The sequence below is a fragment of the Phenylobacterium sp. genome, from assembly GCF_036821595.1.
Classification (GTDB): domain Bacteria; phylum Pseudomonadota; class Alphaproteobacteria; order Caulobacterales; family Caulobacteraceae; genus Phenylobacterium.
On sequence record NZ_DAISJG010000007.1, the window covers coordinates 111,012 to 137,834 of the forward strand.

A 26,823-nucleotide genomic window follows, 5' to 3' on the forward strand; every position below is an offset into this window, starting at 1 on the left:
TGCCCTGCCGTCGCCCCGTCAAAGGCGTCGCTTGTCCGACTCCCCGCCCAACCCCATTTTCACACCATGAGCGACCGTCCCTCTGGCGCGGCCCCGCCGCGGCTGGTCGCGGTGCTTGGCCCGACCAACACCGGCAAGACCCACCTGGCGGTGGAACGCATGCTGGGCCACGCCTCGGGCATGATCGGCCTGCCGCTGCGGCTGCTGGCGCGGGAGATCTACGACCGCATCGTCAAGCTGCGCGGGGCCCGGGCGGTGGCGCTGATCACCGGCGAGGAGAAGATCATCCCGCCGAGGCCGCACTACTTCGTGTGCACGGTCGAGGCGATGCCGCTCTCCCGCGAGGTGGAGTTCCTGGCGGTGGACGAGATCCAGCTCTGCGCCGACCCGGAGCGGGGCCACGTCTTCACCCACCGTCTGCTGCACGCCCGGGGGACCTGCGAGACCATGCTGCTGGGCGCGGCGACCATGGCGCCGCTGGTCCGCCGGCTGCTGCCGCACGCCGAGATCGTCGGCCGCGACCGGTTCTCCAACCTGAGCTACGCGGGCTCCAAGAAGCTGACGCGCCTGCCCAGGCGCTCGGCGGTGGTGGCCTTCTCGGCCGACCAGGTCTACGCCATCGCCGAGCTGATCCGCCGCCAGCGGGGCGGGGCGGCGGTGGTCATGGGCTCGCTGAGCCCGCGGACCCGCAACGCCCAGGTGGGGCTCTACCAGTCCGGCGAGGTGGACTTCCTGGTGGCCACCGACGCCATCGGCATGGGCCTGAACATGGACGTCGACCACGTGGCCTTCGCAGGGCTGCGCAAGTTCGACGGCAAGCGCACCCGCTGGCTTTATCCGCAGGAGATCGGCCAGATCGCCGGCCGCGCGGGGCGCTACATGCGCGACGGGACGTTCGGGGTGACCGGCGAGGCCGAGGAGCTGGATCCCGAGATCGTCGCGGCCGTCGAGCACCACCAGTTCGAGCCGGTGGCGGGCGCGGAGTGGCGCAACCACAGGCTCGACTTCGACAGCCTGCCGGCCCTGATGCGGTCGCTGGCCAGGACGCCGGAACGCGAGGGGCTGAAGCTCTCCGCCGAGGCGCTGGACGAGACCACCCTGCGCCGGCTCGCCGAGGATCCCGATGTCGCCGACCGGGCGCGCGGCCGCGGCACGGTGCTGCGCCTGTGGGACGTCTGCCAGACGCCGGACTTCCGGAAGGTCGCCCTCGACGAGCACGTGGGCCTGGTGAAGGACTTCTTCTTCCAGCTGACCGGCAAGGGCGGACGGATGAGCGACGACTGGATCGCCCGCCAGTACGCCCACCTCGACCGGACGGACGGGGAGATCGACGCCCTGGCCGCCCGGCTGGCCAGCGTCCGGACGCTCGCCTACGTCGCCAACCGGCCCGACTGGCTGAAGGACCCGGCCTCCTGGCAGGGCCAGACCCGCCAGCTCGAGGACCGGCTCTCCGACACCCTGCACGAGAAGCTGATGGCCCGGTTCGTGGACCGGCGGACCAGCGCCCTGATGCGCGGCCTGCGGGTGCGCGAGGACATGCTGGCCGGCGTCGCGGCCGACGGGGCGGTGACGGTCGAGGGCCATTATGTCGGCAAGCTCACCGGCGTGCAGTTCGAGGCCGCGCAGGGCGCGACCCTGCTCGAGGAGAAGGCGCTGCGGGCGGCGGCCACCCATGCCGTGGGCCCCGAGATCGCCCGGCGCTTGGGGCAGCTCGCCGCCGAGCCCGACGAGGCCTTCGCGCTCACCCCCGACGGCGTGCTCCTGTGGCGCGGCGAAGCGGCTGGCGCGATCAGCGGCGGACAGCCGTTCAGCCCGCGCGTGCGGCTCTACGGCGAGCTGGGCCCCGATCCAGCCCGCCAGCGGGCGGCGCGGCGGCTGGAGGCCTTCGCGGCTGGCGAGGCGGCCCGCAGGCTGGGCGCCCTGCGCCGGCTGGAGGCGGCGATCGCCGACGGTAAGATCAAGGGCCTGGCCCGGGGCATCGCCTACCGCCTGGTGGAGAACGGCGGCGTCCTGGACCGCGGCGCGGTGCGCCAGGAGGCCCGGCAGCTCAGCCAGGTGGAGCGGCGTGCGTTGCGCGGCCTCGGCGTAAAGCTGGGCGCGTTCTCGATCTTCATGCCGGCGCTGCTGAAGCCTCAGGCCCGCTCGCTCGCCCAGGCCTATGCGGCGCGCGAGACGCCGGACTGGAAACCCGCCGAAGGACTGGTGCGCCTGCCCCTTCCCGTCCCGCCGGCCCGCACCCTCTCGGCCTATGGGCTGCGCGCGGTGCGCGAGCGGGGCGTGCCCGTCGAGCAGCTGGAGCGGCTGGACGAGCTGCTGCGCGAGGGGCCGAAGCTCGGGGGCGGGGCGGTGCTGACCGACCAGGCCCGCGACGAGCTCGGCTGGAGCGAGGGCGAGGCCAAGGATATCCTGCGCGGCCTGGGCTTCGCGCCGGTCAACAAGCCGAAGGATGGCCAGCCCATCGCCTGGCGCCGCCGCGGCGATCGCCAGTCCGTCGCCGCGGTCGAAACGGCCCGGCCGCATTCACCCTTTGCCGCGCTCGCCGCCCTGAAGGCCCAGCCGGCGCCCCTGCCCCAGGCGACCGAGACCCAGCGACGCCCCCGCCGGCGCCGCAAGCCGCGCGCGGCGCGGAGCGCCACGGGATGAGCGAGGACGCCTGCCGCATCGACGTCTGGCTCTGGCGTACGCGCTTCTTCAAGACGCGATCCCTCTCGGCGAAGTTCGTCGACGAGGGCCGCGTGCGCCTCACCCGCCAGGGCCAGACCGAGGTGCGCCTCGACAAGTCCTCGCGCACCGTCAAGCCCGGGGACCGGCTGGTGTTCGCCGTGGGCGGCCGCCTCATCGCCGTGCAGGTGGAGGCCCTGGGCGAGCGCCGCGGCCCACCGGCCGAGGCCCGCACGCTCTACTCCTCGCTGGACGCGGCGGAGAGTTCCTAATACGTTCCGGTGCGGAGGGGCGCATGACCGATCCCGTTCAGCCGGTGAACCGTACAGAGAAGCCCCAGAGCTGGCTGGCTGGGCGCGCCAATCGGAGAGAGTACTGGATCTCTGTTGGCGTCCTCCTGGCGGTCGTCGTCGCTGCGGGAATGCTCGGGCTGGAGTACGGCGGCGGGATCATCGCTGGCCTGCTGATGGTGTTCTGGATCCGGCGGTTTCACGATCTCGGCCGGACGGGCTGGTGGGCCCCGGCGATCCTGTTCTGGCAGGCCGTGGCCAGCGCCCTGGCGTTCGGACTGGGCGGAGCGACAGCGCTTGCCGTCGTGTCCCTGGCGGTCATCCTCGTTCCGCTGGTCTGGATAGGGGCCCTCCCCGGTCAGCCGTTCGAGAACCGCTTTGGTCCTCCGCCCGGGCGCGCCGATGTAGCGCAGACGTTCAGCTAGGCGCCCCTATCCGCGCTTCCAGAAATCCTGAGCGTGGGATGGGTCCCCGCGGCATTGACTTTGCGCCGCCGGGCTCCGAAAACCCGCCCGCCTTCACCATCGGCCCGGAGTTCTCTGTTCCGCCATGACCTACATCGTGATGGATCCCTGCATCAAATGTAAGTTCATGGACTGTGTGGAGGTCTGTCCGGTCGACTGCTTCTACGAGGGCGAGAACTTCCTGGCGATCAATCCGGACGAGTGCATCGACTGCGGCGTCTGCGAGCCCGAGTGCCCGGTCGACGCCATCAAGCCGGACACCGAGGACGATCCCGACGGCAAGTGGTTGCGGATCAACTCCGAGTATTCGCGGATCTGGCCCAACATCACGGTGAAGGGCACGCCGCCCGCGGACGCCGAGGAATGGGAGCGGGTGACCGGCAAGCTGGAGAAGCACTTCTCCGAAAAACCGGGCCGCGGTTCCTGAAGCTGGGCCGGTCCTGACCGGACCTACGGCTGCGCCGCCGGCGCAAGCCTTTCATTCGGCTTGTTTTTGTGTTATCGTCATCAAAGACGTGGCGAAGAGGCTTTGCCCCTGCTCGTCTTCCTGAAGAACAGCCGTCCCGGCGGACATCCCGGGAAGAGGCGAAGGGTGTCTTAAGAGGTCTACTTTTCCGTCCAGCCGATGAAGCCGCCGCCGTCACTGCGCGGAGCGTGGCCTTTTCGCTTGGTCGGATGCCGCCACGTCAAGGCGTCGACAGGGTCGAACAGGTTTTCGAAGAGGGTTCGCGATGAGCAAGAACGGTCATGATTTCTCGGTTGGCGATCACGTCGTCTACCCGGCCCATGGCGTGGGTCAGGTGCAGGGGATCGAAACCCAGGAAGTCGCCGGTCTGAAGCTTGAGGTCTACGTCATCACCTTCGACCATGAGAAGATGACGCTCCGCGTTCCCACCGCCAAGGCGAAAACCGCGGGCCTGCGCCCGCTGGCCGAGACCAATGTGGTCTCCCAGGCCCTGACGACCCTGAAGGGCCGCGCCCGGGTGAAGCGGACCATGTGGTCGCGCCGCGCGCAGGAGTACGAGGCCAAGATCAATTCCGGCGACCTGATCTCGATCGCCGAGGTGGTGCGCGACCTGCACCGCGCCGAGAACCAGCCGGAGCAGTCCTACTCCGAGCGCCAGCTCTACGAGAGCGCGCTGGACCGCATGGCCCGCGAGGTCGCCGCCATCGAGCGCATCGACCGCGAGGCGGCCATCGGCATCCTCAACAAGTCGCTGGTCAAGGCGGTCGCCGCCTAAGGCCGCCGACAGACCAGACCCGAGACGCCCGCCGGAAACGGCGGGCGTTTTCGTATTCCCCTAGTCGGCTTCTGCGCCGGCGAGGACCGGCGCGGCGGTCTCGCCGGGCCCGCGGGCCAGTTCCTCGCGCAGCACCTCGCGGTCGAGGTCGCCCTCCCAGCGGGCGATGACCAGGGTGGCGACGCCGTTGCCCACCAGGTTGGTCAGGGCCCGGCACTCGCTCATGAACCGGTCCACGCCCACCAGCAGGGCGAGCGCGGCGATCGGCAGGTCGGGGATCACCGCCAGGGTGGCGGCCAGAGTGATGAAGCCTGCCCCGGTGACCCCGCTGGCGCCCTTGGACGTGAGCATGGCCACGCCCAGCAGGGTCAGCTCCTGGGTCAGCGACAGCGGCGTGTTCGTGGCCTGCGCCAGGAACAGGGTCGCCAGGGTCATGTAGATGTTGGTGCCGTCGAGATTGAAGCTGTAGCCGGTGGGGATCACCAGGCCGACGGTGCCCTTCCCGGCCCCCAGCCGCTGGAGCTTCAGCATCATCTGCGGCAGCACGGACTCCGACGAGGAGGTGCCCAGCACGATCAGCAGCTCCTCGCGGATGTAGCGGATGAACTTCAGGATCGAGAAGCCGGCCAGCGCCGCGATGCCGCCCAGCACCACCAGCACGAAGATCAGGCTGGTCGCATAGAAGGTGGCGATCAGGGCGCCGAGGTTGACCAGCGCGTCCAGGCCGTAGCGGCCGATGGTGAAGGCCATGGCACCGAAGGCGCCGATGGGGGCCAGCCGCACCACCACCCCGATGATGCCGAAGAACACCTTGGAGATGTCCTCCAGGACATTGGCGACGCGGTCGCCGAACTCGCCCATCCGGTTGCAGGCGAAGCCGGTGAGGATGGCGATGACCAGCACCTGCAGCAGGTCGCCGCTGGCGAAGGCGCCCACGAAGGCGTCCGGGATCAGGTGCAGCAGGTAGTCGACGAGCCCCTCGCCCTCCGCCGCCTTCTTCGCGTAGCCGGCGGCCACGCTCGGGTCGAGGGTCGCGGGATCGACGTTGAAGCCGCGGCCGGGCTGCAGGGCGCGGCCCACGACCAGGCCCACCACCAGGGCGAAGGTGGAGACCACCTCGAAATAGATCAGGGTCCGGGCGCCCAGCCGGCCGAAGGCCTTCATGTCGCCCATGCGGGTGATCCCGGCCGCCACGGTGCAGAAGATCACCGGCGCCACGGCCATCTTGATCAGCTTGATGAAGGCGTCGCCCAGCGGCTTCAGCGAAGCCCCGAAGGTGGGCCACAGCGCGCCCACGGCCATGCCGAGGACGACAGCGATCAGCACCTGGACGTAGAGCACGCGCAGGTGACGCAGGAATCCCAAACCGCCGCTCCCCCTTCTCGGCGTTTGCACGCCTGCCCGCTTAGGCTATCACGCGCCTCGCGTGGCCCGGTAGCTCAGCCGGATAGAGCAGGGCTTTCCTAAAGCCAAGGTCGGGGGTTCGAGTCCCTCCCGGGCCGCCACGCTCCTATGCGCCGGGGTGCAGCCCCGGCGCCTCCTGCCCGGTGCGGGCGACATACTCCGTATAGCCGCCGCCGTACTGGTGGACGCCTTCGGGCGTCAGCTCCAGCACGCGGTTCGACAGGGCCGCCAGGAAATGGCGGTCGTGGCTGACGAACAGCATGGTGCCCTCGAAGTCCGCCAGGGCCTGGACCAGCATCTCCTTGGTGGCCATGTCGAGGTGGTTGGTCGGCTCGTCGAGCACCAGCAGGTTCGGCGGATCGAACAGCATCCTGGCCATCACCAGGCGCGCCTTCTCGCCGCCGGACAGGACGCGGCACGGCTTTTCGACGTCGTCGCCGGAGAAGCCGAAGCAGCCGGCCAGCGTCCGTAGCGCGCCCTGACCGGCGTGGGGGAAAGCGCTGTCGAGGGTTTCGAAGATCGTCTCCTCGCCGTCGAGCAGATCCATGGAGTGCTGGGCGAAATAGCCCATCCGGACGCTGGCCCCGATGTTGACCACGCCACGGTCGGGGGCGGTGGCGCCGGCCACGAGCTTCAGCAGGGTCGACTTGCCGGCGCCGTTGGCGCCCAGCACGCACCAGCGTTCCTTGCGGCGCACGAGGAAGTCGAGGCCGTCATAGATCGGCTGGTCTCCATACCCCTTGTGGACGTTGCGCAGGCTGATCACGTCTTCGCCCGAACGCGGCGGGCTGCGGAACTCGAACTGGACCGTCTGGCGGCGGCGCGGCGCCTCGACCCGCTCGATCTTGTCGAGCTTCTTCACCCGGCTCTGGACCTGGGCGGCGTGGCTGGCGCGCGCCTTGAACTTCTCGATGAACTTGATCTCCTTGGCCAGCATGGCCTGCTGGCGCTCGTACTGCGCCTGGCGCTGCTGCTCGCTGAGCGCGCGCTGCTGATCGTAGAAGTCGAGGTCGCCGGAGTAGGTGATCAGCGAGCCGGCGTCGATCTCCACCACCTTGCCGATGATCCGGTTCATGAAGGCGCGGTCGTGCGAGGTCATCAGCAGCGCGCCGTCGTAGGTCTTGAGGAAGGCCTCCAGCCAGATCAGGCTTTCCAGGTCGAGGTGGTTGCTGGGCTCGTCCAGCAGCATGCCGTCGGGCCGCATGAGCAGGATGCGGGCCAGCGCCACGCGCATCTTCCAGCCGCCGGACAGGAGGCCGACGTCGCCGTCCATCCGCTCCTGGCTGAAGCTCAGGCCCGCCAGCACCTCGCGGGCGCGGGCTTCCAGCGCATAGCCGTCCAGCTCCTGGAAACGCTCCTGCACCTCGCCATAGCATTCGATGATGGCGTCCAGCTCGTCCGCCCGAGCCGGATCGACCATGGCCGCTTCGAGCTCGGCCATCTCCGCGGCCAGCGCGCTGACGGGGCCGACGCCGTCCATTACCGCGGCGACGGCGCTCTGGCCCGACATCTCGCCGACGTCCTGGCTGAAGTAGCCGATGGTCATGCCGGGATCGATCACGGCCAGTCCGTCGTCGGGCTGCTCCTGCCCCGTGATCATGCGGAACAGCGTTGTCTTGCCGGCGCCGTTCGGGCCGACGAGCCCGACCTTCTCGCCCTTCTGGACGCCCATCGAGGCCTCGATGAACAGGATCTGGTGGCCGTTCTGCTTGGAGATGTTGTCGAGGCGGATCATCGGGCGGTCTGCTAGCCCGCGGCCGGCGAGAACACCAGCCTCGGCCCACGGGCGTCTTGTCCCACCATGGGCCCGAACGCCGGCCGACGCCGTCCGCACCCTCACATTGCGGTTTGACCGCCTCGGTCGTCGTCCACCGGCAGGGGCTGGTTCGTCGTAGCCTGAGCGCCCGCTCAGCGCTGGGTCACGGCCACGTCGGTCGAGAGGCCGGCGCTGGCCAGCTCGCGCTCGGCCTGGGTGAAGCCGTAGGCCGGGACGATATCGCCTGAGCGGTCGGCGATCTCGGCCCAGTGGGCGACCACCTGCTCGCCGGCGTCGGAGCCTGCGCCCACGTAGCGGCCGTGGCTCAGGGTGACGTGGGCGGTGGCGAAGTGGCCGGCGCCGGCGCACAGGATCGCGCGGGTCGGCGCGTCGTCGCCCACCAGGGCCAGCAGGCCCGGGCTGACCAGCGACGGGCCGAGGCGCGCCAGGCTCTCCTCGGAGAGAACGCCGTGGGTCATCTGGGTGGCCGCGGTGGGCGCCAGGCAGTTCACCCGCACCCCGTACTTGGCGCCTTCGATGGCCAGCGTCTGCATCAGGCCCACCAGCGCCATCTTGGCCGCGCCGTAGTTCGCCTGGCCGAAGTTGCCGTAGAGGCCGGACGACGAGGTGGTCATGACGATGCGGCCGTAGCCCTGCTGGCGCATGATCTCCCACACCGCCTTGGAGCAGACCGCCGCGCCCATCAGGTGGACGTCGACCACCAGGCGGAAGTCGTCGAGGCTCATCTTGGCGAAGGTCCTGTCGCGCAGGATGCCGGCGTTGTTGACCAGGATGTCCACCCGGCCCCAGGCCTCCATCACCCGCTCGACCATGACGTCGACAGCCGCCTCGTCGGTCACCGAGGCGGCGATGGCGATGGCCTCGCCGCCGGCCGCCACGATCTCCAGCGCCACCCGATCGGCGGCCTCCTGGGCGAGGTCGTTGACCACCACCCGCGCGCCCCGAGCGGCGAGGTAGAGCGCGTGCGCGCGGCCGAGACCGCCCCCGGCCCCCGTGACGATTGCGACTCGACCTTCCAGCGACATTGCGCGCCTCCCCCTCGTCCTTATGGCGAAGGTATATTCACTAACTCGCGAGTGAATATCAATGGGAGGGCGCCGTCAGATGTCGCGGGCCTTCTTTCGGCCGTCGCAGATCTCGAGGAAGCCGGCGGCCATGAACCGGGCCATGCGCTGCTTGATGGCCACGAAGTCCTCCGACTTGCACACCCCGCCCGACAGCTTGTCGATCCGGCCCGTGCGGGCCAGCGTCACCATCAGGGCGCCCGTGACGAAGTGGTAGCCCCAGAAGATGTCCTCTTCCGCGCAGTCCGGCAGCGCCTTCTTCAAAAGCCCGATCAGCCGAAGCACCACAGGATCGAAGTGCTCGTCCATCAGCTCGGCGCCCCACTCCGGCGTGTTGGACACCAGCGCACCCAGCGCCCCGTAGTTCTTCCAGCCCGGCCCGCCCTGGATGTAGAGGTCGAGGTCGGTGTCCAGGAAGGCGTGCAGCGCCCCCTCCACCGTCGGCTTGCCCCCCGTCGCCGCGTCGTACTCGTCCAGCGCCTTCATCCGCCGCTCGCTGGTCACCACCGCACGCCTCGCGAACACCGCGTCGAACAGCGTCTTCTTGTCCGCGAAATAATAGTTCAGCAGCGTGTGGTGCACCCCAACCCGCTGCGCCACGTCCTTCAGCGTCACCCCATACAGCCCGTGCTTCGAGAACAGCTCCTCCGCCGCATCGAGGATCTGCTCCATCGAATAGGCGCGCTGCTCCGCCTTCTTCCGACTACGACGGGGGTTCACACTCTCAGGCACGCGGCGCCTCCGTCAGGCAGGCGTTGATCCCCGCCCGGAAGGCCGCCGCGACCGGCCGGACCAGTTCGCCGGAGGTGCAGCCCAAGTCGTCGGCCCGGGTGTGGAAGTAGCGGTGCACGCCGTACTGGCCGATCGCGGTGGCGTAGCCCGCCTTCAGCACATTGGTCATCTCGCCCCCGGCGGTGGCGGCGGTCGCCTCCAGGACGGCCTCCAGGCCCGTGACGCCCGCGAACGCCGGCCGCACGCGGTCAATGACGTCGCGCGTGGCGGTCAGCACCCGCTGAGGGTCGGCGCTGGGCAGGGGCCGCAGCCGGCCGAACTCGTGCCAGTCGCGCGCGGCCGTGCTCGCGCCCACGTGGACCCAGAGGGCCGTCGCCTCGGGCCGCGGCGCCGCGTGCTCGAGATAGTGCTCGCCGCCCAGGTACTCGAACTCGTGGCCGCTCGTGCAGACGAGCTCCACGTTCACGCCGGGATCCGCTCCGGCCAGCCAGCGGGCCAGCGACAGCCAGACGGCGAGGCCCGAACCGCGCTCGGCCGCGCAGCCGAACCAGCCGGACCGCGGCGTGGAGATGACGAGCGTCTTCGGCGCCTGCCGGTCCAGGCGCGCGATGAGGTTCCAGGCCGGTCGGCGCCCGACGTCGGCGTCGACCGTCAGGGTGGCGGGACGCCCCTCCGCCGCCGCGGCGAGGAAGGGGGCGGCGTCCTTGGGCGCGAGGATCGCCACCGGTCGGGCCGGCCCCGGGCGGTGCGGGCTCACATTGAGCGCGATGGCCTCGCCGGTGGGGCCGGTCGTGACGAGGACGGCAGCCGCGGCGCCGCGGCGGAGCGCCTCCTCCAGCGGCTGGGCGGCCATCGGATCCACCAGGGTGACCCAGCGCTTGTGCGGCAGGGTCACAAGGGCGATCGCGCCGGAGAGGTCGCCGCCGGCGGCGGCGAGCCGCAGGGGGCCGGAGACCCCGGCGGCCCCCGTTACCGGCCCCAGGACGTGGGCGATGAGGTCGGCGCGGGAGTCGTCCGCGGCCAGCGTCACCCGCCGTGGATCGAGGAACGGCACCTCGAAGGCCTGTCGCCGGCAGGCGTAGCCGGCGCCGCGCAGCTCGTCCTCCAGCCAGGCGCCGCTGGCCTCGTCGCCCGGACCGCCCGACGCCTTGCCGCCGAAGCCGGCGAAGCGTTCCAGCACCGCCTGCAGCCAGGCGGCGTCTTCGCCGGGCTGCGCGGCCGCGCGCGCCGCGGGGGCCGCGGCGGCGAGCCCCAGCGCGCCGGAGGCGGCGACGAGGGTCCGCCGCGAGGGATGGGAGGGCTCCGGAGGTCTTTGCATCTTCAAGGTCGCCGTCAGCGTCGCCGGCCGATATTCATTCGCCGGCGAGTTAAGGTTCGCACGCCCGCCGCGCCGCGGGCGAGGGATTTCCTGGAGGCGCAACGCAGATGGAACAGACCCGCAGGACCGCCCTGACGTTCGCCCTGCTGCCGTTCGCGCCCCGCCCGGCCTCGGCGGCCCCCTCGCCCGCCCTGCAGGAGGTGCTGGACTATGCTCGCGGCCAGCTGACCACCGGCTTCCTGGTGGTCCGCGACCGTCAGGTGCTGGCCCGGGCCAACTGGCCCCTGCCCGCCGACGCCGCCCGGTTCCGCGCGGCCTTCGCCCCCGGGACGACCGCCGCCGGCGAGCCGCTGGAGGACGTCGCCTCGCTGCAGAAGAGTATCGTGGCGGTGCTCTGCGCCATCGCCGCCGACAAGGGGCTGCTGGACGCGGCGCGGCCGGTCTCCGCCTACCTCGGCGCGGGCTGGTCGAAGGCCACGGCCGCGCAGGAGACGCGGATCCGGGTGGCGGACGTGCTCACCATGACCTCCGGCCTCGACGAGGCCTTCGGCTACGAGGCTCCACCCGGCGAGGTCTTCTTCTACAACACCCCGGTCTATGCGGTGACCAAGCGCCTGCTGGAAGCGGCGGCGCGCCGCCCCCTGGAGGCCCTGACCCGCGAGTGGCTGACCGCTCCCGCCGGCATGGTCGAGACCGCCTGGCGCCCCCGCCCCGCGGTCTTCGGCGACGTCGGCAACCCCACGGGCCTGGTGACGACGCCGGGCGACCTCGCGCGGCTTGGCCAGTTCGTGCTCGACGGCGGGCGCGCGGCCGACGGGAGCCGGATCGTCTCGGAGGCGCGCCTCGCCGAACTGTTCCGCCGGACGCCGGCCAACCCCGCCTACGGCCGGCTGTGGTGGCTCAACGGCGGAGACCACACCGTCCGCGCGCCGGCCAGGCGGGTGGCAGGACCGCTGATCCCCTCCGCACCGGCCGACCTGGTGGCGGCGCTGGGGGCGCTGGACCGCAAGCTCTACGTGGTCCCGTCCCGCCGCCTGTTGGTCGTGCGCCTCGGGCAGGCCGCGCCGGACCGGGACTTCGACGAGACCCTTTGGCGCAAGCTGACGGCGGCGCTCGACTGACAGCGGAAAAAAGACAGGCGGCCGAAGCCGCCTGCGAGGTCCCGGGAAGGAACTAGAAGGTCTTGCGGACGCCCACCTCGATGGTCCGTCCGAGCGGGTTGCCCGTCCACGGGTCATAGCCGAACTCCTCCTGCGCGGGCGGCGGGTCGCGATCGAGGATGTTCGCCACCGTCGCGGTGAGGGCCAGGTCGTCGCCGAGCGCGATCCGGTAGGTGAAGTCCACCGTGACCCACGCCTCGCCCGTCTCGCCGTACTGGACGCCCGCGCGCTCGTCCTCGACCGCCGAGACGTAGTTCACCCCGAGACGGAAGTTCTGGTCGCCCATGCGGTAGTTGGCGCCGAGGTTGGCGCGCCACTTCGGCGCGGCCTGGGCGAAGGTGGCGAAGTTCAGCATCCCCAGGCGGTCGTCGCCGGTGGAGACGACCACGCCGTCCAGCGAGGTGGGGCCGGTCTTCAGCTCGGTGATCCGGGTGGCCGCCAGGTCCAGCGAAAGGTCCCCCGGCCCCACGGGCAGGCCGTAGTCGGCCTGGATGTCGAAGCCGTTGGTCGTCTGGCCCGGACCGTTGCCGTAGCGGGTGGAGATCGAGGAGAAGGCGCCGACCGCGCTCATGCCCACCGTGCAGGGGCTGTTGAAGGTGACCCGCCGCAGGAGGGGCTGGACGGACGGGTCGCAGGTGGTGGTCCGGCCGCCGGCGCCGTTGAAGACGAGGTTCGCGATCTGGTTCGGATCGGCGATCTGGCCGATCTGGTCCTTCGTCCGGATGTCGTAGTAGTCGACGATCAGGCGGAAGCTGTGGTCGTCGGCGAAGCCGCGGCTCTGCCAGATGGCGCCCACGTTCCAGGATTTCGCCGTCTCGGGTTTCAGGTCCTCGTCGGTGATGAACTGCGCGCCCAGCCAGTTGCTGCCGGCGATGGTGTAGTTCCGCGCCGCGATGGTCACCTGTCCGGGAATGACCCCGATCGGCGGCGCCTGGTAGTTGGTGCCGTAGGAGCCGCGCAGGGTCAGCGGGCCGAACACGTTCCACTTGCCGGCCGCCTTGTAGACGGTGGCGCCCAGCCCGCCCGAGAACTCCTCGTGGCGCACCGCGGCCTGGAGGTTCACGTTCTCCAGGATCGGGATCTGCAGTTCGCCGAAGAAGGAATACTGCTGGCGGTCCGCATAGTCCGGCGGGTTCGTGGCGAAGAGCACGTAGGGGCCCGGGTTGTCGGGCGTGCAGCCCCGGAAGTTGGGGTCCGTGGTCGGCAGCGGATTGGCTTCCAGGTTGGGCGAGCCGGGGCCGTTGGCGCTGGTCGTGCCGCGCGGCCATTCGCACAGGATCGAGCCGTTGTAGATCGGGTCGTTGATGTTCTCGCGGCTCTCGAAGGTGCGCACCTGGGCGCCTGCGGCCCAGCCGACGTCGCCGCCGGGCAGGCGGATGCCGAAGCGTCCGTCGAACACCAGGTCGGCCGTGAGGCTGTGGCTGACCGTCTCCGTGGCGCGGGGGTTGAACATCCAGCGCGTCAGCTCGAGCGAATTCTCGGCGCCCGCCACATAGTTGGGGTTCGCCAGTCCCCGCACCGGCTGGTCCTTGAAGGCGGTGGAGAACGGGTTCCACCACTGGCAGCCGTTCTGGCCGGCCGCCGCCGGGTTCTGGGTGCCGAACCGGGCGGGGTCGAGGTCCGGCGCGTTGCAGGCTGGCCCGCCGAAGCCGTTCAGCGCCTGCTGGACGCGGTAGCCGATGGTGTCCGGGTGGGTGTTGTACGAGATCGACTGGTTGTAGGTCATGGCGAAGTCGTAGCCGACGCCCTTGCCCGGGCCGGCCCAGTCGCCGAACTCGCCCTTCAGCCCCGCCGAGACCCGCCAGACCTGGTTATCGACCTTGTCCGGCACGCCGAAGCCGCTGTCGCTGAGGGCGTGGTTGCCGCCATGTCCCAGCAGCCGGTAGGTGACCGGTGTGAAGCCCTGCGCGCCGGCGATCCCGTTAGCAGCCGCGAAGGCGGCGGCATGGGGGTTGGTGATCGGCACGTAGAACTGGAAGACCGAGCCCGTGGCCATGGCGGGGCCGCGGACCATCGGCTGGGCCGGCGAGGCCATCACCTCGGGCACCGTCACCTGGGCGTACGACACGTCGAAGTGGAACCGCATGTCGTCGGTGAGGTCGGCGTTGAGTTGGGCGTAGGCCCGGTAGGTGTCTGTGTTCTCGACCAGGTTGTAGTAGGGGATGTAGTTGTAGGCGCAGGTGAAATTGTTGTCGTAGCGACCGCCCACGGCGGCGCAGCTCGCCTGGGTGAAGTCTGAGACGATGCCGCCCACCGGCAGGCCGAACTCGCCGTTCGCGGTGGCGCTCGGCACGGCCGGCAGCGCGCCGCGCGGCTGCCATCCGGCCAGGTTGGTGAGCGTCGACCAGGGCGCGGGGTTGTAGCCGGGGCGGGTGGGATCCAGCGAATCGCGGGTGAAGCCGCGCTCCAGGGCGTGCAGGCGCGAGCGGTGCTCGTACTCCAGCGACCACAGGAAATTCACCCGGTCCTCGCCGATGCCGGCCAGCACGCCGAGCGAATAGTCGCCCTTGGACCCGTCGATGTACTTGTACTGGGCCTGGGTCTCGAGGCCCACGAACCGGTCGCGGGTGATGAAGTTCACCACCCCGCCGGTGGCGTCGGCGCCGTAGGTCACCGCCCCGCCGTCCTTCAGGATCTCGGTCCGGGCGATGGCGATCGAGGGGATGTTCGAGGTGTTCGGATCCATCCGCCGGCCGTTCAGCAGGATCAGCGTCTTGTCGGACCCGAGGCCGCGCAGGTTGTACTGCACCGAGCCGGTGAGCGCGGGCCCGCCGAAGTAATAGGACTCGCCCGTCGTCGGGCCTGAGATGGTCAGGCTCTTGGCGAACTCCAGGGCCGTCGGAGACCCCCGAGCCTCCAGCTCCTCCTGGGTGAACACCTCCACCGGCAGCGCCGCGTCCTCGGGCGTGCCGCGGATAAGTGAGCCGGTGACCACCACCTCCTCGACCTGGCCGGCGGCCTCCTGGCCGAGGGCCGGCGATGCGCTGGCCGCGAGGCAGACGATGATCGCAGCGGCCGACGCGCTGTTGAACGCGGACTTCATCATTCCCTCCCCGTGAGCTTGATGCTCACTCTTGTGTGAGTGAATGTTTATTCAGACACCGCGGTTCGTCAAACGCAGATTCACACGCAGGTGAATGTTTTTTGCGCCGCCGACGGACGGCGGCGTCACGCCTGCAGGATCGGGAGTATGGAGGCGGGCGGGCTCAGCCCGCGCGGGCCTTTTTTCGGCCGTCGCAGATCTCGAGGAAGCCGGCGGCCATGAACCGGGCCATGCGCTGCTTGATGGCCACGAAGTCCTCCGACTTGCACACCCCGCCCGACAGCTTGTCGATCCGGCCCGTGCGGGCCAGCGTCACCATCAGGGCGCCCGTGACGAAGTGGTAGCCCCAGAAGATGTCCTCTTCCGCGCAGTCCGGCAGCGCCTTCTTCAAAAGCCCGATCAGCCGAAGCACCACAGGATCGAAGTGCTCGTCCATCAGCTCGGCGCCCCACTCCGGCGTGTTGGACACCAGCGCACCCAGCGCCCCGTAGTTCTTCCAGCCCGGCCCGCCCTGGATGTAGAGGTCGAGGTCGGTGTCCAGGAAGGCGTGCAGCGCCCCCTCCACCGTCGGCTTGCCCCCCGTCGCCGCGTCGTACTCGTCCAGCGCCTTCATCCGCCGCTCGCTGGTCACCACCGCACGCCTCGCGAACACCGCGTCGAACAGCGTCTTCTTGTCCGCGAAATAATAGTTCAGCAGCGTGTGGTGCACCCCAACCCGCTGCGCCACGTCCTTCAGCGTCACCCCATACAGCCCGTGCTTCGAGAACAGCTCCTCCGCCGCATCGAGGATCTGCTCCATCGAATAGGCGCGCTGCTCCGCCTTCTTCCGACTGCGACGGGGGTTCACACTCTCAGGCACGCGCACTCTTTCGGTCCAGGCCCGGCGGGCGTCAAGCCGAGGGACCGGCCGCCTCCCCGCCATACTCGGCGCGCAGCCGCAGCTTGTCGATCTTGCCGGTGGAAGCCAGCGGCATCTGGTCGAGGCGGACCACCTCGTCGGGCACCCACCACGGGGCCACCCTTGTCCGCAGCGGAGCCAGCAGCGCCTCGTCACTCAGCGCCTCTCGGTCGCGCAGCTCGACCAGCAGGACGGGACGCTCGCCCCACTTGGGGTCGGAGCGGCCGATGACGGCGGCGAGCGAGACCTCCGGCAGGGCGCTGACCACCGCCTCGATCTCGGCGGGATTGATCCACTCGCCGCCGGACTTGATCAGATCCTTGGCCCGGCCGGTGATGCTGAGGTTGCCGTCCTCGTCGATCCGCGCGAGGTCGCCGGTGTCGAACCAGCCGTCGGCGTCGGTGGCCGGTTCGGTCTCCCCGAAGTAGCGCTCGACCACCGCCGCGCCGCGGACCCGCAGGCGCCCCTCGACGCCGCGCTGCTCCGGCAGCGGCCGGCCGTCGGCGTCGGTGATCAGCAGGTCGACGCCCACGGCGGGGCGGCCCGACTGGCTGGCCACGCGTTCGGGATCGGTGGCCGGCGTGACCGTGCCGGAGGGCGAGAGCTCGGTCATGCCCCAGGTCGTCTGCACGACGACGCCCAGGCGGCGCTCGAGCCGCTCCATCAGGGCCGGCGGCATGGGGGCCCCGCCCACCATGATGCGTTTCAGGGACGGCAGCTCGCCGCCCTTGGCCTCGACATGCTCCACCAGCCCCAGCCAGACCGTGGGCACGCCGACCGCGACCGTCACGCCCTCGGACCGGATCAGCCGGGCGAGGCTTTCCCCGTCGGCCTGGCGGCCGGGCAGCACCAGCTTCGCCCCCACCGCCGGCGCGGCGAACGGCAGGCCCCAGGCGCTGGCATGGAACATCGGGACCACGGTCAGCACCGCGTCGGCGCCGGAGATTGCCATCCCGTCGGCCTGCAGGGCGCGCAGCGTGTGCAGGAAGCTTGCCCGGTGGGTGTAGGTGACGCCCTTCGGCGGGCCGGTGGTGCCGGAGGTGAAGCAGAGTCCGGAGGGCGCGTTCTCGTCGAAGCCGCCCCAGGGCAGGCGCGACTCGGCGCCCGCGACCAGCGGCTCCAGCGCCGATATGGCCGGACCGCCCGCGACGTCCGCGGCCTCGCCGTCGATCACCAGGATCTGGTCGACCAGGGGCGCGCTGGCGGCGATCTCGCGCGCCAGGCTCACGAGGTCGGCGCCGGCGATCAGGATGCGCGCGCCGGAACGCTCCACCATCCAGGCGAGCTGGGCGGCGGTGAGCCGGGGGTTCAGCGTATGGCACACCGCCCCCATGCCCATGATGGCGTACCAGGCCTCCACATGCGCCTGGGTGTTCCACGCGAGGGTGGCCACCCGGTCGCCGCCGCGCACGCCGAGCTCGTGGAGGACGGCCGACACGCGCCGGCTGCGATCCTGAAGGTCCGCATAGCCGATCCGGTCCGCGCGGCCGCCGTCGCGGGCGGTCACCACCTCGGCGCGGGGATGCCATTTGGCGGCGTGCTCCAGGAACTTGTCGAGCGTCAGCGCGAAGGGCTGCATGGCTCCGTCGATCATCGGCGCTCCGGACTCTCAGGCGGCAGCGGCGGCGAGACGACGCCGACGTTCCAGTTCCAGGGCGTGTCGCCCTGGGCGCGGCGGCGCTGCACCACCGCCTCGTTCAGTTCGTACATGCCCGGCATCAGGCCTCGCCCGGCGCGGGGCGCCTCCTCGAAGGCCATGTAGGCGTGCTCGGCGCCGTAGGGGGCCCAGGCGGGCTGTCCAGGCGCACCCGGCGTCCCGGTCTTCACGAAGGCGGCCCAGTAGCCCTGGATCGCCTCGCCCATCTTCGTCTCGGCGCTGGACGCCGGCGGCTTCGGCCAGCCGGCGGGGGTCCGGTCGGCCGTGCCGAAGACATAGGGGATCTCGGCGGCGTGGAAGGCGTGCAGGGCCTTGTCGTCCGCGGCCGGATAGCCGTGGTCGAACAGGTAGAGGAAGGCCGGCTTGCCGAGGGCGGTCTGCTTCGCCGCCAGGCGCTCGGCGGTCCAGCCGTACAGGGCGTCGCGCGTCGTGGCGATCACGCTCTCGCCCAGGTCGCTGGCCGGATACAGCCGCAGGAATTCGTCGGCGAGGTCACCGTAGCGGGCGCGAATCTCCCGCTCGTAGGCTCCCGCGCTCGCCGGCGTGGGCGGGGCCAGCCGCCGCAGCGAGCGGATCTCGCCCTCGTTGAAGCCGGCGAGCACCGGCACGGGCGCCTGCTCGCCACGGTCGAAGGTCTCGACGAGCTGGCGGGGCAGGACCTTGCCGTCCACCGCCCCGAACGCGGCGAACCCGGCCTTGGGCGCCTTGTCGGCCAGCTCTAGCGCGCTCATCGCGCGCAGGGCGGCGAGGTCGGCGGCGCCGAGCTGCGCGGACAGCCGCACCCCGGCCGCCTCCGCGGGCTCCATGCCGAACCGCTTCGCCTTCAGCTCCGGCGTCGAGATCATGTAGGCGCTCTGCAAGATCGCCTTCGAGAAGAGGCCGCGCGCCAGGGGCGAGGCCATCAGGTACATGACGCTAAGGGCCCCCGCGGACTCGCCAGCGACGGTGACCTCGGCGGGGTTTCCCCCGAAGGCCGCGATGTTGCGCTTCACCCAGGTCAGGGCGGCGATCTGGTCGAGGAGGCCGTAGTTGCCGGAGACCCCGTCGGGACTCTCGGCGCTGAGCTCCGGATGGGCGAGATAGCCGAGCACGCCCAGACGGTAGTTGATGGACACCACCACGACGCCACGGCGGGCCAGCGCCGCGCCGTCGTACATGCTTTCGCGGCTGGAGCCGGTGGTGAGCGAACCGCCGTGGATCCAAACCATCACCGGCGCGCCACGGGCGTCCTTCGGCGCCCAGACGTTCAGCGTCAGGCAGTCCTCGCTGAGCTGCGGCAGCTCGCTGGCGTAGATGCCGCCGGGGGGCATTCGCGGCTGCAGGCAGGCGGGGCCGAAGTCCGTCGCCTCGCGCACGCCCGCCCAGGGTGCGAGCGGCGCCGGGGGCCGCCAGCGACGCTGGCCGGTGGGCGGCGCGGCGTAGGGGATTCCCTTGAAGACGTTCAGGCCCGGGGTCGTCTCGCCCTTCACCGCCCCGGCAGGCGCCTGGACCACCGGCGCCGGCCGGGCGGCGGCCGAGCCCGCGCCGAGGATCAGCGCGAGGAGGAGGGCCGGTCCGGCCCTCATGCCCTCGCCTCTTCCCGGCTCAGCACCCGCGCGAGCGCTATGAACAGCCCCACCGCCACGGCGTACATCGGGGTCAGGGCATAGAAGGCGACCTGGAGTGAGTTCTCCGGATAGCTGCCCCTCACCGCGTCGCTGACCATGCCGACGAAGGTGGGCCCCACGCCCATGCCGACCAGGTTCATCACCAGCAGCAACAGGGCGCCGGAGAGCACGCGCTGCTCGGGGGCCACCTCCTCCTGAACAAGCGCCACGGCCGAGGAGAGGTAGAAGTAGTTGAGGAAGGTCGGCCCCAGCAGGAAGACCAGCGCCAGCGGCCAGGTCGGCGCCCAGACAAAGGCCAGGAAGGGCAGGACAGCCAGCGCCAGCGAGGCGGCGGGGACCGCGGCGTAGGCCACCCGGGAGCGGCGGGTGAACCGGTCGATCACGCGGCCGGAGACGAAGATCCCCCCGCCCATGCCGACCGCGACGACCAGGGCATACCACAGGGAGACGTCCTGCAGGGTCATGCCCTTTTCGCGCATCAGGAACAGGGTCGTGAAATTGCCCGCGCCGTAGGTGATGATCTGGGTCGCCGCGCTGGCCAGGGCGACGAGCAGCAGCGACGGCGTCGAGAAGAACATGCGCACGGTGGGCCAGAACGCGGCCGGGCCCGGCTGGACCTTGGGCGCCAGGCCGGCGGCGCGATCCAGGCCGCCGCGCTCAGGCTCGCGCACGCGCGCCAGCACGACCAGGGCGGTGACGATCCCCACCGAGCCCAGGAGGATGAAGGCCGCGCGCCAGCTGTAGGCCGCCGCGATCGCCGCCCCGAAGGCGACGCCCAGCGCCTGGCCGATCGGCGGGCCGAGGTTGAACAGGCCGAGCGCGGTGCCACGCTGGCCGGGCGGGAAGTAGTCGGTGATGATGGCGTAGGACGGCGGCACGCCCCCCGCCTCGCCCACGCCCACGGTCATCCGCGCCAGCACCAGCTGCGGATAGTTGGCCGAGAGGCCGCAGGCGACGGTGGCGGCGCTCCAGAGGCCGCAGGCGAAGGCGAGCACCCGCACCCGGTTCGTCCGGTCGGCCAGCCAGCCGACCGGGATCGAGATCAGGCAGTAGAAGAGCGCGAAGTAGAGCCCGCTGATCAGGCCGAGCTGGCCATCGGTGACGCCCAGGTCGTCCTGGATCGGCTTGGCGAGGATCGACAGGAGCTGCCGGTCCAGGAAGTTCAGCACATAGACGAAGCAGAGGATCGCGAGCGTCGGCCATGCGCCCTTGAGGGGGCGCACGCCGCGGTCGGCCTGGAGGGAGTCCACGGCGGCGCCCATCCCCTAGAAGTCGTAGCCGGCGCGGACGCCGATGGTGCGAGGACGCTGCTCGGCGTATCGGCTGGCGATGAACGCTTCGGGGTGGACGTAGGTGATCTTGCGGCTGTCGAAGAGGTTTTCGACGTAGGCGCCGACCGTCCACTTGTCGAAGGCCACCGCGAAGGTCGCGTTCACGTTGGTGTAGGCCTCGGTGTAGTCGTAGGTCGGCTGGAGGACGCCGGGCCGCCCTGGGATGTAAGGGAACAGGCCCGGGTACTTGCCCACGCGCTGGACCACCGCCGAGAGGTTGGCGCGGGCTTCCGGCGTCAGGTCGAAGCCGTAGTTGACGAAGGCGGCCCCCTGGAACCTGGGCGAGGCCAGCCGCACCCCTTCGCCCGCGCCCGAGATGGCCGCCTCGTTGGGGGTGAGCTTGCTGACCTCGGCCTCGTTGAAGGCGCCGTTGGCGCCGATCGTCAGCCCGTCCATCGGCAGGGCGACGATCTCGAACTCGAGTCCGCGGCTGAACGCCTGGCCGATGTTGGTGGCGAACTGCACCGAGTCCGACACGCGGTTGGCCTGCACCTGGATGTTCTTCCAGTCGATCCAGTAGGCCGCGAGGTTGGTGGTCAGGCGGCCGCCCAGCCAGGTCCCCTTCAGGCCGATCTCGTAGTTGGTGAGGTCGTCGGAGTCGGCGCCCGGCGGGATGACGATGTCGGTGGGGTTCACGACGCTGGGCCGGCCGGCGAAGGCGTTCACCACCGGGGTGCGGAAGCCCGTCGCGACCGTGGCGTAGGTGGTGATCGCCGAGACCGGCTTGTACGAGACGCTGATCTTGTACGAGGGGCCCGTCTCCTTGGCCTTCACGCCCGTGGCCGGGGCGACCTGGGTGACGATCAGAGGGCCGGGGTAGGCGGGGTTGAGCGCGGCGGCCAGGTAGTTGCTGGTGTAGCCGCCCTCCACGTAGGACTGCGCCTCGAAGCCGCCGTAGCGCAGGCCGCCCGTCACCCACAGGTTGTCGCTGAACCGGTAGGTCAGGTTGCCGAAGCCCGCGAGTTCCTGCGAGTTCGTGTGGTTCTGCTGGCGCTGGTAGTACTCGTCCGACAGGCCGGTGAAGCGGCGGAAGGCGAGATAGTCGGCCCGCGAGCGGTAGTTGTAGTCCACGTCCCAGCGACGATCGAGGAAGAAGCCGCCGACCACCCAGTCCCACTTGCCGCCCGGATCGGACGCCAGCCGCACCTCCTCCACGAAGGTGTCCTGGTAGGCGTCGGCGTCGAGGCCGAAGGCGATGCCGAGCGGGTTGCCGAGGAGGTTCCCGAAGGTGCCCCCCAGATCGACGTAGAACTTCTGATCGAACTCCGACCAGGTCGTCGAGCTCGTGAGCTGGGCGCCGTTGAATTGGTGCTCGATCGTGGCGTTGTAGCTGGTCAGCCACCCCTGGAAGAGGTCGGGACGGTCCGAGTAGCGCCTGTCGTGGACGCGCTCGCCGCCTACGAAGCGTGAGATGGTGGAGGAGTCCCGCGGTTTGCTGACCTCGCGCGAGGCGAGCAGCTTGACCGACGTCCGGTCTGTCGGCTCCCACAGCAGGCTGACCCGGCCGCCCCAGGCGTCGAGGTCGTTGGAATTCTTCCGCGCCGCCAGGCCGAGGTTGTCGATGTAGCCTTCTTCCTTGCGGACGAAGCCCACGGCGCGGATCGCCAGCTTGTCCTGCACGAGCGGGACGTTGACCATGGCGTTGTAGCGCTGACGCAGGGAGTCAGCGCCGGTCATGCCGAAGTCCACCAGGGCCGAGGCGTCGAAGCCCGAGGCGTCCGGCTTTTTCGTCAGGATCCGCAGCGCGCCCGAGAGCGAGCCGGAGCCGAACAGCGTGCCCTGCGGCCCACGCAGGAATTCGACCCGCTCCACATCGAACAGGTTCGGGTCGAGCACCGTCGTGTTGCCGATGGTCGAGATCGGCAGTTCGTCGATGTAGACAGCCACCGTGCTCTGCAGGTTGGCGCCGTAGCCGTTGGTGGCGATGCCGCGGGCCGTGAAGTTGTTGAAGTTGGCGCTGGGCCGGTTCAGCACCACGCCAGGGGTCTCCACCGCCAGACCCTCGTAGCCCACGATGCCCTTGGCGGTGAGCTGCTCCTGCGAATAGGCGGTGACGCTGAGGGGCACGTCCTGGAGGCGCTCGCTGCGGCGGGTGGCGGTGACGATCACCTCGCCCACGGCGGTCGCCTCGGGGGCCTCCTGGGACGCGGCGGTCTGGCCCAGCGCGGGCGACGCGGCGGCGATCAGGCTCATGGCGCAGGCCGAGCCGAGTAGAAGCGCCTTCATAGCTTTCCCTTCCCCTGTCAGCCGGTCGTTGACGCCGGTCTGTGTCGCGGAAGATGCGTCGCGCGGAGCGCCGCTGTCAACACTCACTCTCACGCGCGTGAATATCTGCGGCCGGTGAAATGGCGCGGCGGCGGAGGGGGCGCGAAAGGGGCTAGTAGAGTAGGAACTCCCGCCGCTCGGCCGCCCAGGCGGTCTCGTCGGGGACGGTCAGGGCGTCGAGATCTGCCGGCCCAGCGGCGGGATCGTCGACCCATTCGCGGAGAGCCGGGCCGCCGTTGATCACGTCGATGGCCAGCTTGCCGATCTCGTACTCGTAGGGGAAGTCCCGCCAGAGGTCGTAGCCGGGCTGCAGCCGGCGGATCGCCTTGAAGCCCAGCGCCTGCAGACGCCAGGGCCGGAAGGCCTCGTGCCCGTAGCCGGGACCCTCGGTGTGAATCTGCACGCCGCTGCAGAGCCTGCCCACATGCTTGTGGAAGGTGGGCTCGAACCAGCAGTCGCGGAGCTGGCAGCCCTGCAGCCACTGCGGGGCCAGCGCCTGCATTTCTGCGATCACCGCGCGGGCGTCGATGTCCGGCGCGCCGAACAACTCCAGCGGCCGGGTCGTGCCGCGGCCCTCCGACAGCGTGGTCCCCTCCAGCATCACCGTGCCGGCGTAGGCCCGGGCCATCCAGAGGTTCGGGGCGTTGGGGCTGGGGTTCACCCAGGCCCGCTCCCCGAGCGGCCAGCCGTGGCCGGGCGCGGCCTCGGGCGCCCAGCCCTCCATGGCGATGACCCGGTACTCCACGTCCAGGCCGAAGCGGCGGATGAACCAGTGGCCGAGCTCGCCCAGCGTCAGGCCGTGGCGCATGGGCATCGGCCCGGCGCCCACGAAGCTCTCCCAGCCCGGCCGCAGGGTCAGGCCCTCCACCGGCCGGCCGGCGGGGTTCGGGCGGTCCAGCACCCAGACCGCCTTGCCGTGCTTCGCCGCCGCCTCGAGCACATAGAGAAGGGTGGTGATGAAGGTGTAGATGCGGCAGCCCAGGTCCTGCAGGTCGACCAGCAGGACGTCGAACGTCTCCATGGAGGCGTCGGTGGGCCGCCGCACCTCGCCGTAGAGGCTGAACACCGGCACGCCGTGGACCGGATCGGCGAAGTCCGGGCTCTCCACCATGTTGTCCTGCTTGTCGCCGCGCAGGCCGTGCTGCGGGCCGAAGGCGGCGGTGAGCTTCAGGTCCGGACAGGCGGCGAGCGCGTCCAGCGAGTGGACGAGATCGGCCGTGACCGAGGCCGGGTGGGCCAGCAGGGCAAGCCGGCGGCCGGCGAGCGGGGCGCGCAGCTCCGGCTCGGCGAGGAGACGATCGATGCCGAATTTCATGCCCGCCCCGTTGCGGGAATTTCCAGCGCAAAGCAATCGGCGTGGTGGAAGTCCGGCCGCCCCGGCGGATGGGCGAGCGCCCAGTGGGAGACGCCCGCCTTCGCGGCGACCACCGCCGAGAGCCCGATCCGCCAGGAACCGCCGAGGGCGAGGCCCGCCAGGCCGGTGAGGTCGAGCGTCACGGCGAGCGCGAAGACACCCCGGTCGCCGGCGACCTCCAACACCGGCGGAGGCATCCCCTCGGCCGGCCGCATCCCGGCGCGATAGCCGTCGAAGGCGTAGGCGGCCCAGCGGGTGGACGGCGCGAAGTTGAACTCCCAGTAGGCCTCGCCGCCGACGGGGCGCAGGAAGAGTTCGAAGCAGGTGCTGCGCCAGAGCTCGTCGGCCCGCTCGGCCGGCGCGGGCGGCGGCAGGGTCACCGCGGCCATGTCGCCGTCGGCGCGGTAGGCGAGCCGCAGCAGGCCCGGCGCGTCCCGATCCACGGTCACCGCGATGGAGGTCACCGGCGAGGACGGAGAGTCGGGGTGGGGCCGCAGCAGGCGTCGCATCAGGCCATGGTAGCCGCCGCGCGGCGCGGCGCCACTGTCGCGACCCGCGGCCAAGGCGTTAAAAGGGCCGGAAGGGGGACGGCGCCTTTGGACGCACTGCTGCTGAACCTGGCCGTCGCGCTGGGCCTGGGCCTGCTGATCGGAGCCGAGCGCGAGCGGCGCAACCGCGAGCGGGCGACGCCGTCGGCCGCCGGCATCCGCACCTTCACGGTCGCGGCCCTGGCCGGGGCGGCGAGCCTGCTGGCCGGCGGCCCCGTGCTGCTGGGGATCACGGCGGCGGCGGTGAGCGCCTTCGCGGCCCTCAGTTACTGGCGCACCCGTGGCGACGCGGACCCGGGCCTGACCACCGAGATCGCTCTGGTCCTGACCGTGCTGCTGGGCGCGCTCTGCGTTCAGCAGCCGGCGCTGGCGGCCGCACTGGGCGTCATGGTGGCCATACTGCTCGCCGCCCGCAGCCCCCTGCACCGGTTCGTCGGCGTGGTGCTCACCGAGAAGGAACTGCGCGGCGCCTTGATCCTGGCGGCCGCCACCCTCGTCGTCCTGCCGATGCTGCCGGATCACCCGGTCGGCCCGTTCGGGGCGGTCAATCCGCGGTCGGCCTGGATGGTGGTGATCCTGGTGCTGGCGATCGGCGCGGCCGGCCACGTGGCGGTGCGCGCGCTCGGGGCCCGCTTCGGCCTGCCCGCCGCAGGCCTTGCGTCGGGCTTCGTCTCGAGCGCGGCGACGATCGGGGCGATGGGCGCGCGGGCGGCGAAGACCCCGGCCCTGATGGGCCCCGCCGCGGCGGGCGCCGTGCTCTCGACGGTCGCCACCGTGCTGCAGATGGCCGCCGTGGTCGGCGCCACCGACCCGGCGACCCTGTGGGCGCTGGCCCCAGCCCTGGTCTGCGCGGGGCTCGCCGCCGTGGGCTACGGCGCGGTCTTCACCCTGCGCGCCCTGCGTCGGCCGGCCGACGACGGGGCCGACGCGGGCGAGGCGTTCAGCCTCACCACAGCCCTGGTGTTCGGGGCGACCCTGGCGGTGGTGCTGGTCGGCTCGGCGGCGCTCAGGGCCTGGTTCGGCGAGGCCGGCGCCCTGGCCGCGGCCGCGCTCGCGGGCCTCGTGGACACCCACGCGGCGGCGATCTCGATGGCCAATCTGGCGGCGCAGGGGGAGATGGCGCCGCGCGCCGCGGTGATCCCGATCCTGGCGGCCTTCACCACCAACACGGCGACCAAGGTGGCGTTCGCGTTCGCCGCCGGCGGCCGGGCTTTCGCGGCGAGGGTCGTGCCGGGCCTGATCCTGGTGGCCGCGGCGGCCTGGGCGGGCGGTCTTCTGGCGCTGGGCGCCTAGCTTCAGGCGTCGTGGCCGCGCGCGGTGTGCGCCACGTGGAACGAGCCGGAGTGGCTGAGCACGATCCAGTCGCCGCAATGGGCGACGACCGGCCCCTCAGGCGTCCGCACCTGCACGGCGGCGCCTTCGGCCACGGCGCGGGCCTCGTCGCCGAGCCAGCTCCACAGCATCCGCCAGCTCTTCGAATCGTGCGGCGGCGGCACGCGCAGCGCGGCGCCGTGATCGAACGGGGGATGAAGCTGAACGACTCGCATGGGTCCTGACGCTGGCCGAACGGGGAACGGCCAGTTCCGCGCTGCTTCGGTCACCAGAACCTTAATCGGCAAAGTTAAAACGGCGGGTCCTCGGTCCGCGCCGTCAGCTGCTCGATCCGCTGGTCGTAGAGCCTAGCCACCGCGTCCTTGCTGTGGGCGGCCATGTTGCGGGCGGTGCGCCACTCGGCCTGCTCGCGATCGAGCGCCTGGCGATCCGCGCCGGCCGCCACCGCCTTGTCGTAGGCCTCCCGCATCCGGACGTCGGCGGCGCGCAGGTCGGGGTTCAGGCAGAGCGCGCGCTCGGCCGGCGTCGGCTCGGCGAGACAGCGGCTGAGGGCCGGGCCGCCGATCGGGGCCAGCGCCTTGCGGGCGGGCCGCGCCTTGGGCGACGGGGCCGAGGCCTTCTGGACATTCGGGCGGCCGGGAGGGGCCGTTCGGGCGACGGCGCGCTCCGTGCGGGCG

22 protein-coding genes and 1 tRNA gene are annotated in these 26,823 nt (G+C 71.1%); 8 read left to right on the plus strand and 15 right to left on the minus strand.

Annotated elements, in window-relative coordinates:
- The first annotated feature begins 66 nt into the window (after positions 1-66).
- The 5 genes from V7Z97_RS06125 (at position 67) to V7Z97_RS06145 (ending at position 4,656) form a co-directional block, all read left to right on the plus strand.
- Positions 67-2,643: a helicase-related protein gene (locus tag V7Z97_RS06125; RefSeq protein ID WP_334162120.1), complete on the plus strand. Its 2,577-nt coding sequence runs from the start codon at positions 67-69 to the stop codon at positions 2,641-2,643.
- Positions 2,640-2,933, plus strand: a complete 294-nt coding sequence (locus tag V7Z97_RS06130) for an RNA-binding S4 domain-containing protein (protein ID WP_334162122.1) — start codon at positions 2,640-2,642, stop codon at positions 2,931-2,933. Before V7Z97_RS06125 ends, V7Z97_RS06130 begins: the two co-directional genes overlap by 4 nt.
- 23 nt (positions 2,934-2,956) lie before the next feature.
- The gene (locus V7Z97_RS06135; RefSeq protein ID WP_334162124.1) at positions 2,957-3,376 is read left to right on the plus strand and encodes a DUF805 domain-containing protein; all 420 of its coding nucleotides are present in this window, start codon (positions 2,957-2,959) and stop codon (positions 3,374-3,376) included.
- 124 nt (positions 3,377-3,500) lie between these two features.
- Positions 3,501-3,842 carry a ferredoxin FdxA gene (gene fdxA / locus V7Z97_RS06140; RefSeq protein WP_334162126.1) on the plus strand — a complete coding sequence of 114 codons (342 nt, stop codon included), beginning with the start codon at positions 3,501-3,503 and terminating at the stop codon, positions 3,840-3,842.
- Positions 3,843-4,146: 304 nt separating this feature from the next.
- On the plus strand, positions 4,147-4,656 hold the full coding sequence (locus V7Z97_RS06145; RefSeq protein ID WP_334162128.1) for a CarD family transcriptional regulator: 510 nt from the start codon (positions 4,147-4,149) through the stop codon (positions 4,654-4,656).
- 60 nt (positions 4,657-4,716) lie between these two features.
- On the opposite strand, the gene V7Z97_RS06150 is transcribed toward V7Z97_RS06145, so the two are convergent.
- Positions 4,717-6,003, minus strand: a complete 1,287-nt coding sequence (locus V7Z97_RS06150; protein WP_334162160.1) for a dicarboxylate/amino acid:cation symporter — start codon at positions 6,001-6,003, stop codon at positions 4,717-4,719.
- Between the two features lie 81 nt (positions 6,004-6,084).
- Between V7Z97_RS06150 and V7Z97_RS06155 the strand changes: the two genes are divergently transcribed.
- A tRNA-Arg gene (locus V7Z97_RS06155) sits at positions 6,085-6,161 on the plus strand.
- Between the two features lie 5 nt (positions 6,162-6,166).
- On the opposite strand, the gene V7Z97_RS06160 is transcribed toward V7Z97_RS06155, so the two are convergent.
- The 4 genes from V7Z97_RS06160 to V7Z97_RS06175 all read right to left on the minus strand — a co-directional run bounded on the left by V7Z97_RS06160 (position 6,167) and on the right by V7Z97_RS06175 (position 10,951).
- A complete protein-coding gene (locus tag V7Z97_RS06160) occupies positions 6,167-7,795 on the minus strand; it encodes an ABC-F family ATP-binding cassette domain-containing protein (RefSeq protein WP_334162129.1) in 1,629 nt (542 codons plus the stop codon).
- A 173-nt stretch (positions 7,796-7,968) separates the two neighbouring features.
- Positions 7,969-8,862, minus strand: a complete 894-nt coding sequence (locus V7Z97_RS06165) for an SDR family NAD(P)-dependent oxidoreductase (protein ID WP_334162130.1) — start codon at positions 8,860-8,862, stop codon at positions 7,969-7,971.
- A 75-nt stretch (positions 8,863-8,937) separates the two neighbouring features.
- The gene (locus V7Z97_RS06170; RefSeq protein ID WP_442958017.1) at positions 8,938-9,573 is read right to left on the minus strand and encodes a TetR/AcrR family transcriptional regulator; all 636 of its coding nucleotides are present in this window, start codon (positions 9,571-9,573) and stop codon (positions 8,938-8,940) included.
- 52 nt (positions 9,574-9,625) lie between these two features.
- Entirely contained in the window at positions 9,626-10,951 is a 1,326-nt protein-coding gene (locus V7Z97_RS06175) for a hypothetical protein (RefSeq protein WP_334162134.1), read from the minus strand.
- A 107-nt stretch (positions 10,952-11,058) separates the two neighbouring features.
- Here V7Z97_RS06175 and V7Z97_RS06180 point away from each other — a divergent pair, with 107 nt between their 5' ends.
- The gene (locus tag V7Z97_RS06180; protein WP_334162136.1) at positions 11,059-12,072 is read left to right on the plus strand and encodes a serine hydrolase domain-containing protein; all 1,014 of its coding nucleotides are present in this window, start codon (positions 11,059-11,061) and stop codon (positions 12,070-12,072) included.
- Between the two features lie 52 nt (positions 12,073-12,124).
- Here V7Z97_RS06180 and V7Z97_RS06185 read toward each other — a convergent pair whose 3' ends face one another.
- The 8 genes from V7Z97_RS06185 to V7Z97_RS06220 all read right to left on the minus strand — a co-directional run bounded on the left by V7Z97_RS06185 (position 12,125) and on the right by V7Z97_RS06220 (position 24,775).
- Positions 12,125-15,154, minus strand: a complete 3,030-nt coding sequence (locus tag V7Z97_RS06185; RefSeq protein ID WP_334162138.1) for a TonB-dependent receptor domain-containing protein — start codon at positions 15,152-15,154, stop codon at positions 12,125-12,127.
- A gap of 163 nt (positions 15,155-15,317) precedes the next feature.
- Positions 15,318-15,953: a TetR/AcrR family transcriptional regulator gene (locus V7Z97_RS06190; protein ID WP_442958018.1), complete on the minus strand. Its 636-nt coding sequence runs from the start codon at positions 15,951-15,953 to the stop codon at positions 15,318-15,320.
- Positions 15,954-16,044: 91 nt separating this feature from the next.
- Positions 16,045-17,646, minus strand: coding sequence for a long-chain-fatty-acid--CoA ligase (locus tag V7Z97_RS06195; RefSeq protein ID WP_334162140.1), 1,602 nt, complete (start codon positions 17,644-17,646; stop codon positions 16,045-16,047).
- Positions 17,643-19,274, minus strand: coding sequence for a carboxylesterase/lipase family protein (locus V7Z97_RS06200; protein ID WP_334162142.1), 1,632 nt, complete (start codon positions 19,272-19,274; stop codon positions 17,643-17,645). The genes V7Z97_RS06195 and V7Z97_RS06200 overlap by 4 nt, the downstream gene beginning before the upstream one ends.
- On the minus strand, positions 19,271-20,566 hold the full coding sequence (locus tag V7Z97_RS06205; RefSeq protein WP_334162143.1) for a spinster family MFS transporter: 1,296 nt from the start codon (positions 20,564-20,566) through the stop codon (positions 19,271-19,273). Before V7Z97_RS06205 ends, V7Z97_RS06200 begins: the two co-directional genes overlap by 4 nt.
- Before the next feature lie 15 nt (positions 20,567-20,581).
- Positions 20,582-22,873 (minus strand): TonB-dependent receptor, encoded by a 2,292-nt coding sequence (locus tag V7Z97_RS06210; RefSeq protein ID WP_334162144.1) that lies wholly within the window; start codon positions 22,871-22,873, stop codon positions 20,582-20,584.
- A gap of 151 nt (positions 22,874-23,024) precedes the next feature.
- Positions 23,025-24,227, minus strand: coding sequence for an exo-beta-N-acetylmuramidase NamZ family protein (locus V7Z97_RS06215; protein WP_334162146.1), 1,203 nt, complete (start codon positions 24,225-24,227; stop codon positions 23,025-23,027).
- On the minus strand, positions 24,224-24,775 hold the full coding sequence (locus V7Z97_RS06220; RefSeq protein WP_334162147.1) for a DOMON-like domain-containing protein: 552 nt from the start codon (positions 24,773-24,775) through the stop codon (positions 24,224-24,226). Before V7Z97_RS06220 ends, V7Z97_RS06215 begins: the two co-directional genes overlap by 4 nt.
- 87 nt (positions 24,776-24,862) lie before the next feature.
- On the opposite strand from V7Z97_RS06220, the gene V7Z97_RS06225 reads away from it, so the two are divergent.
- A complete protein-coding gene (locus tag V7Z97_RS06225) occupies positions 24,863-26,107 on the plus strand; it encodes an MgtC/SapB family protein (protein ID WP_334162149.1) in 1,245 nt (414 codons plus the stop codon).
- Positions 26,108-26,109: 2 nt separating this feature from the next.
- Here the strand turns inward: V7Z97_RS06225 and V7Z97_RS06230 are convergent, their stop codons facing one another.
- On the minus strand, positions 26,110-26,361 hold the full coding sequence (locus tag V7Z97_RS06230) for a hypothetical protein (protein WP_334162151.1): 252 nt from the start codon (positions 26,359-26,361) through the stop codon (positions 26,110-26,112).
- A gap of 74 nt (positions 26,362-26,435) precedes the next feature.
- Positions 26,436-26,823 (minus strand): lysozyme inhibitor LprI family protein (locus tag V7Z97_RS06235; protein WP_334162153.1); only part of this gene is annotated, 388 nt, incomplete at its 5' end.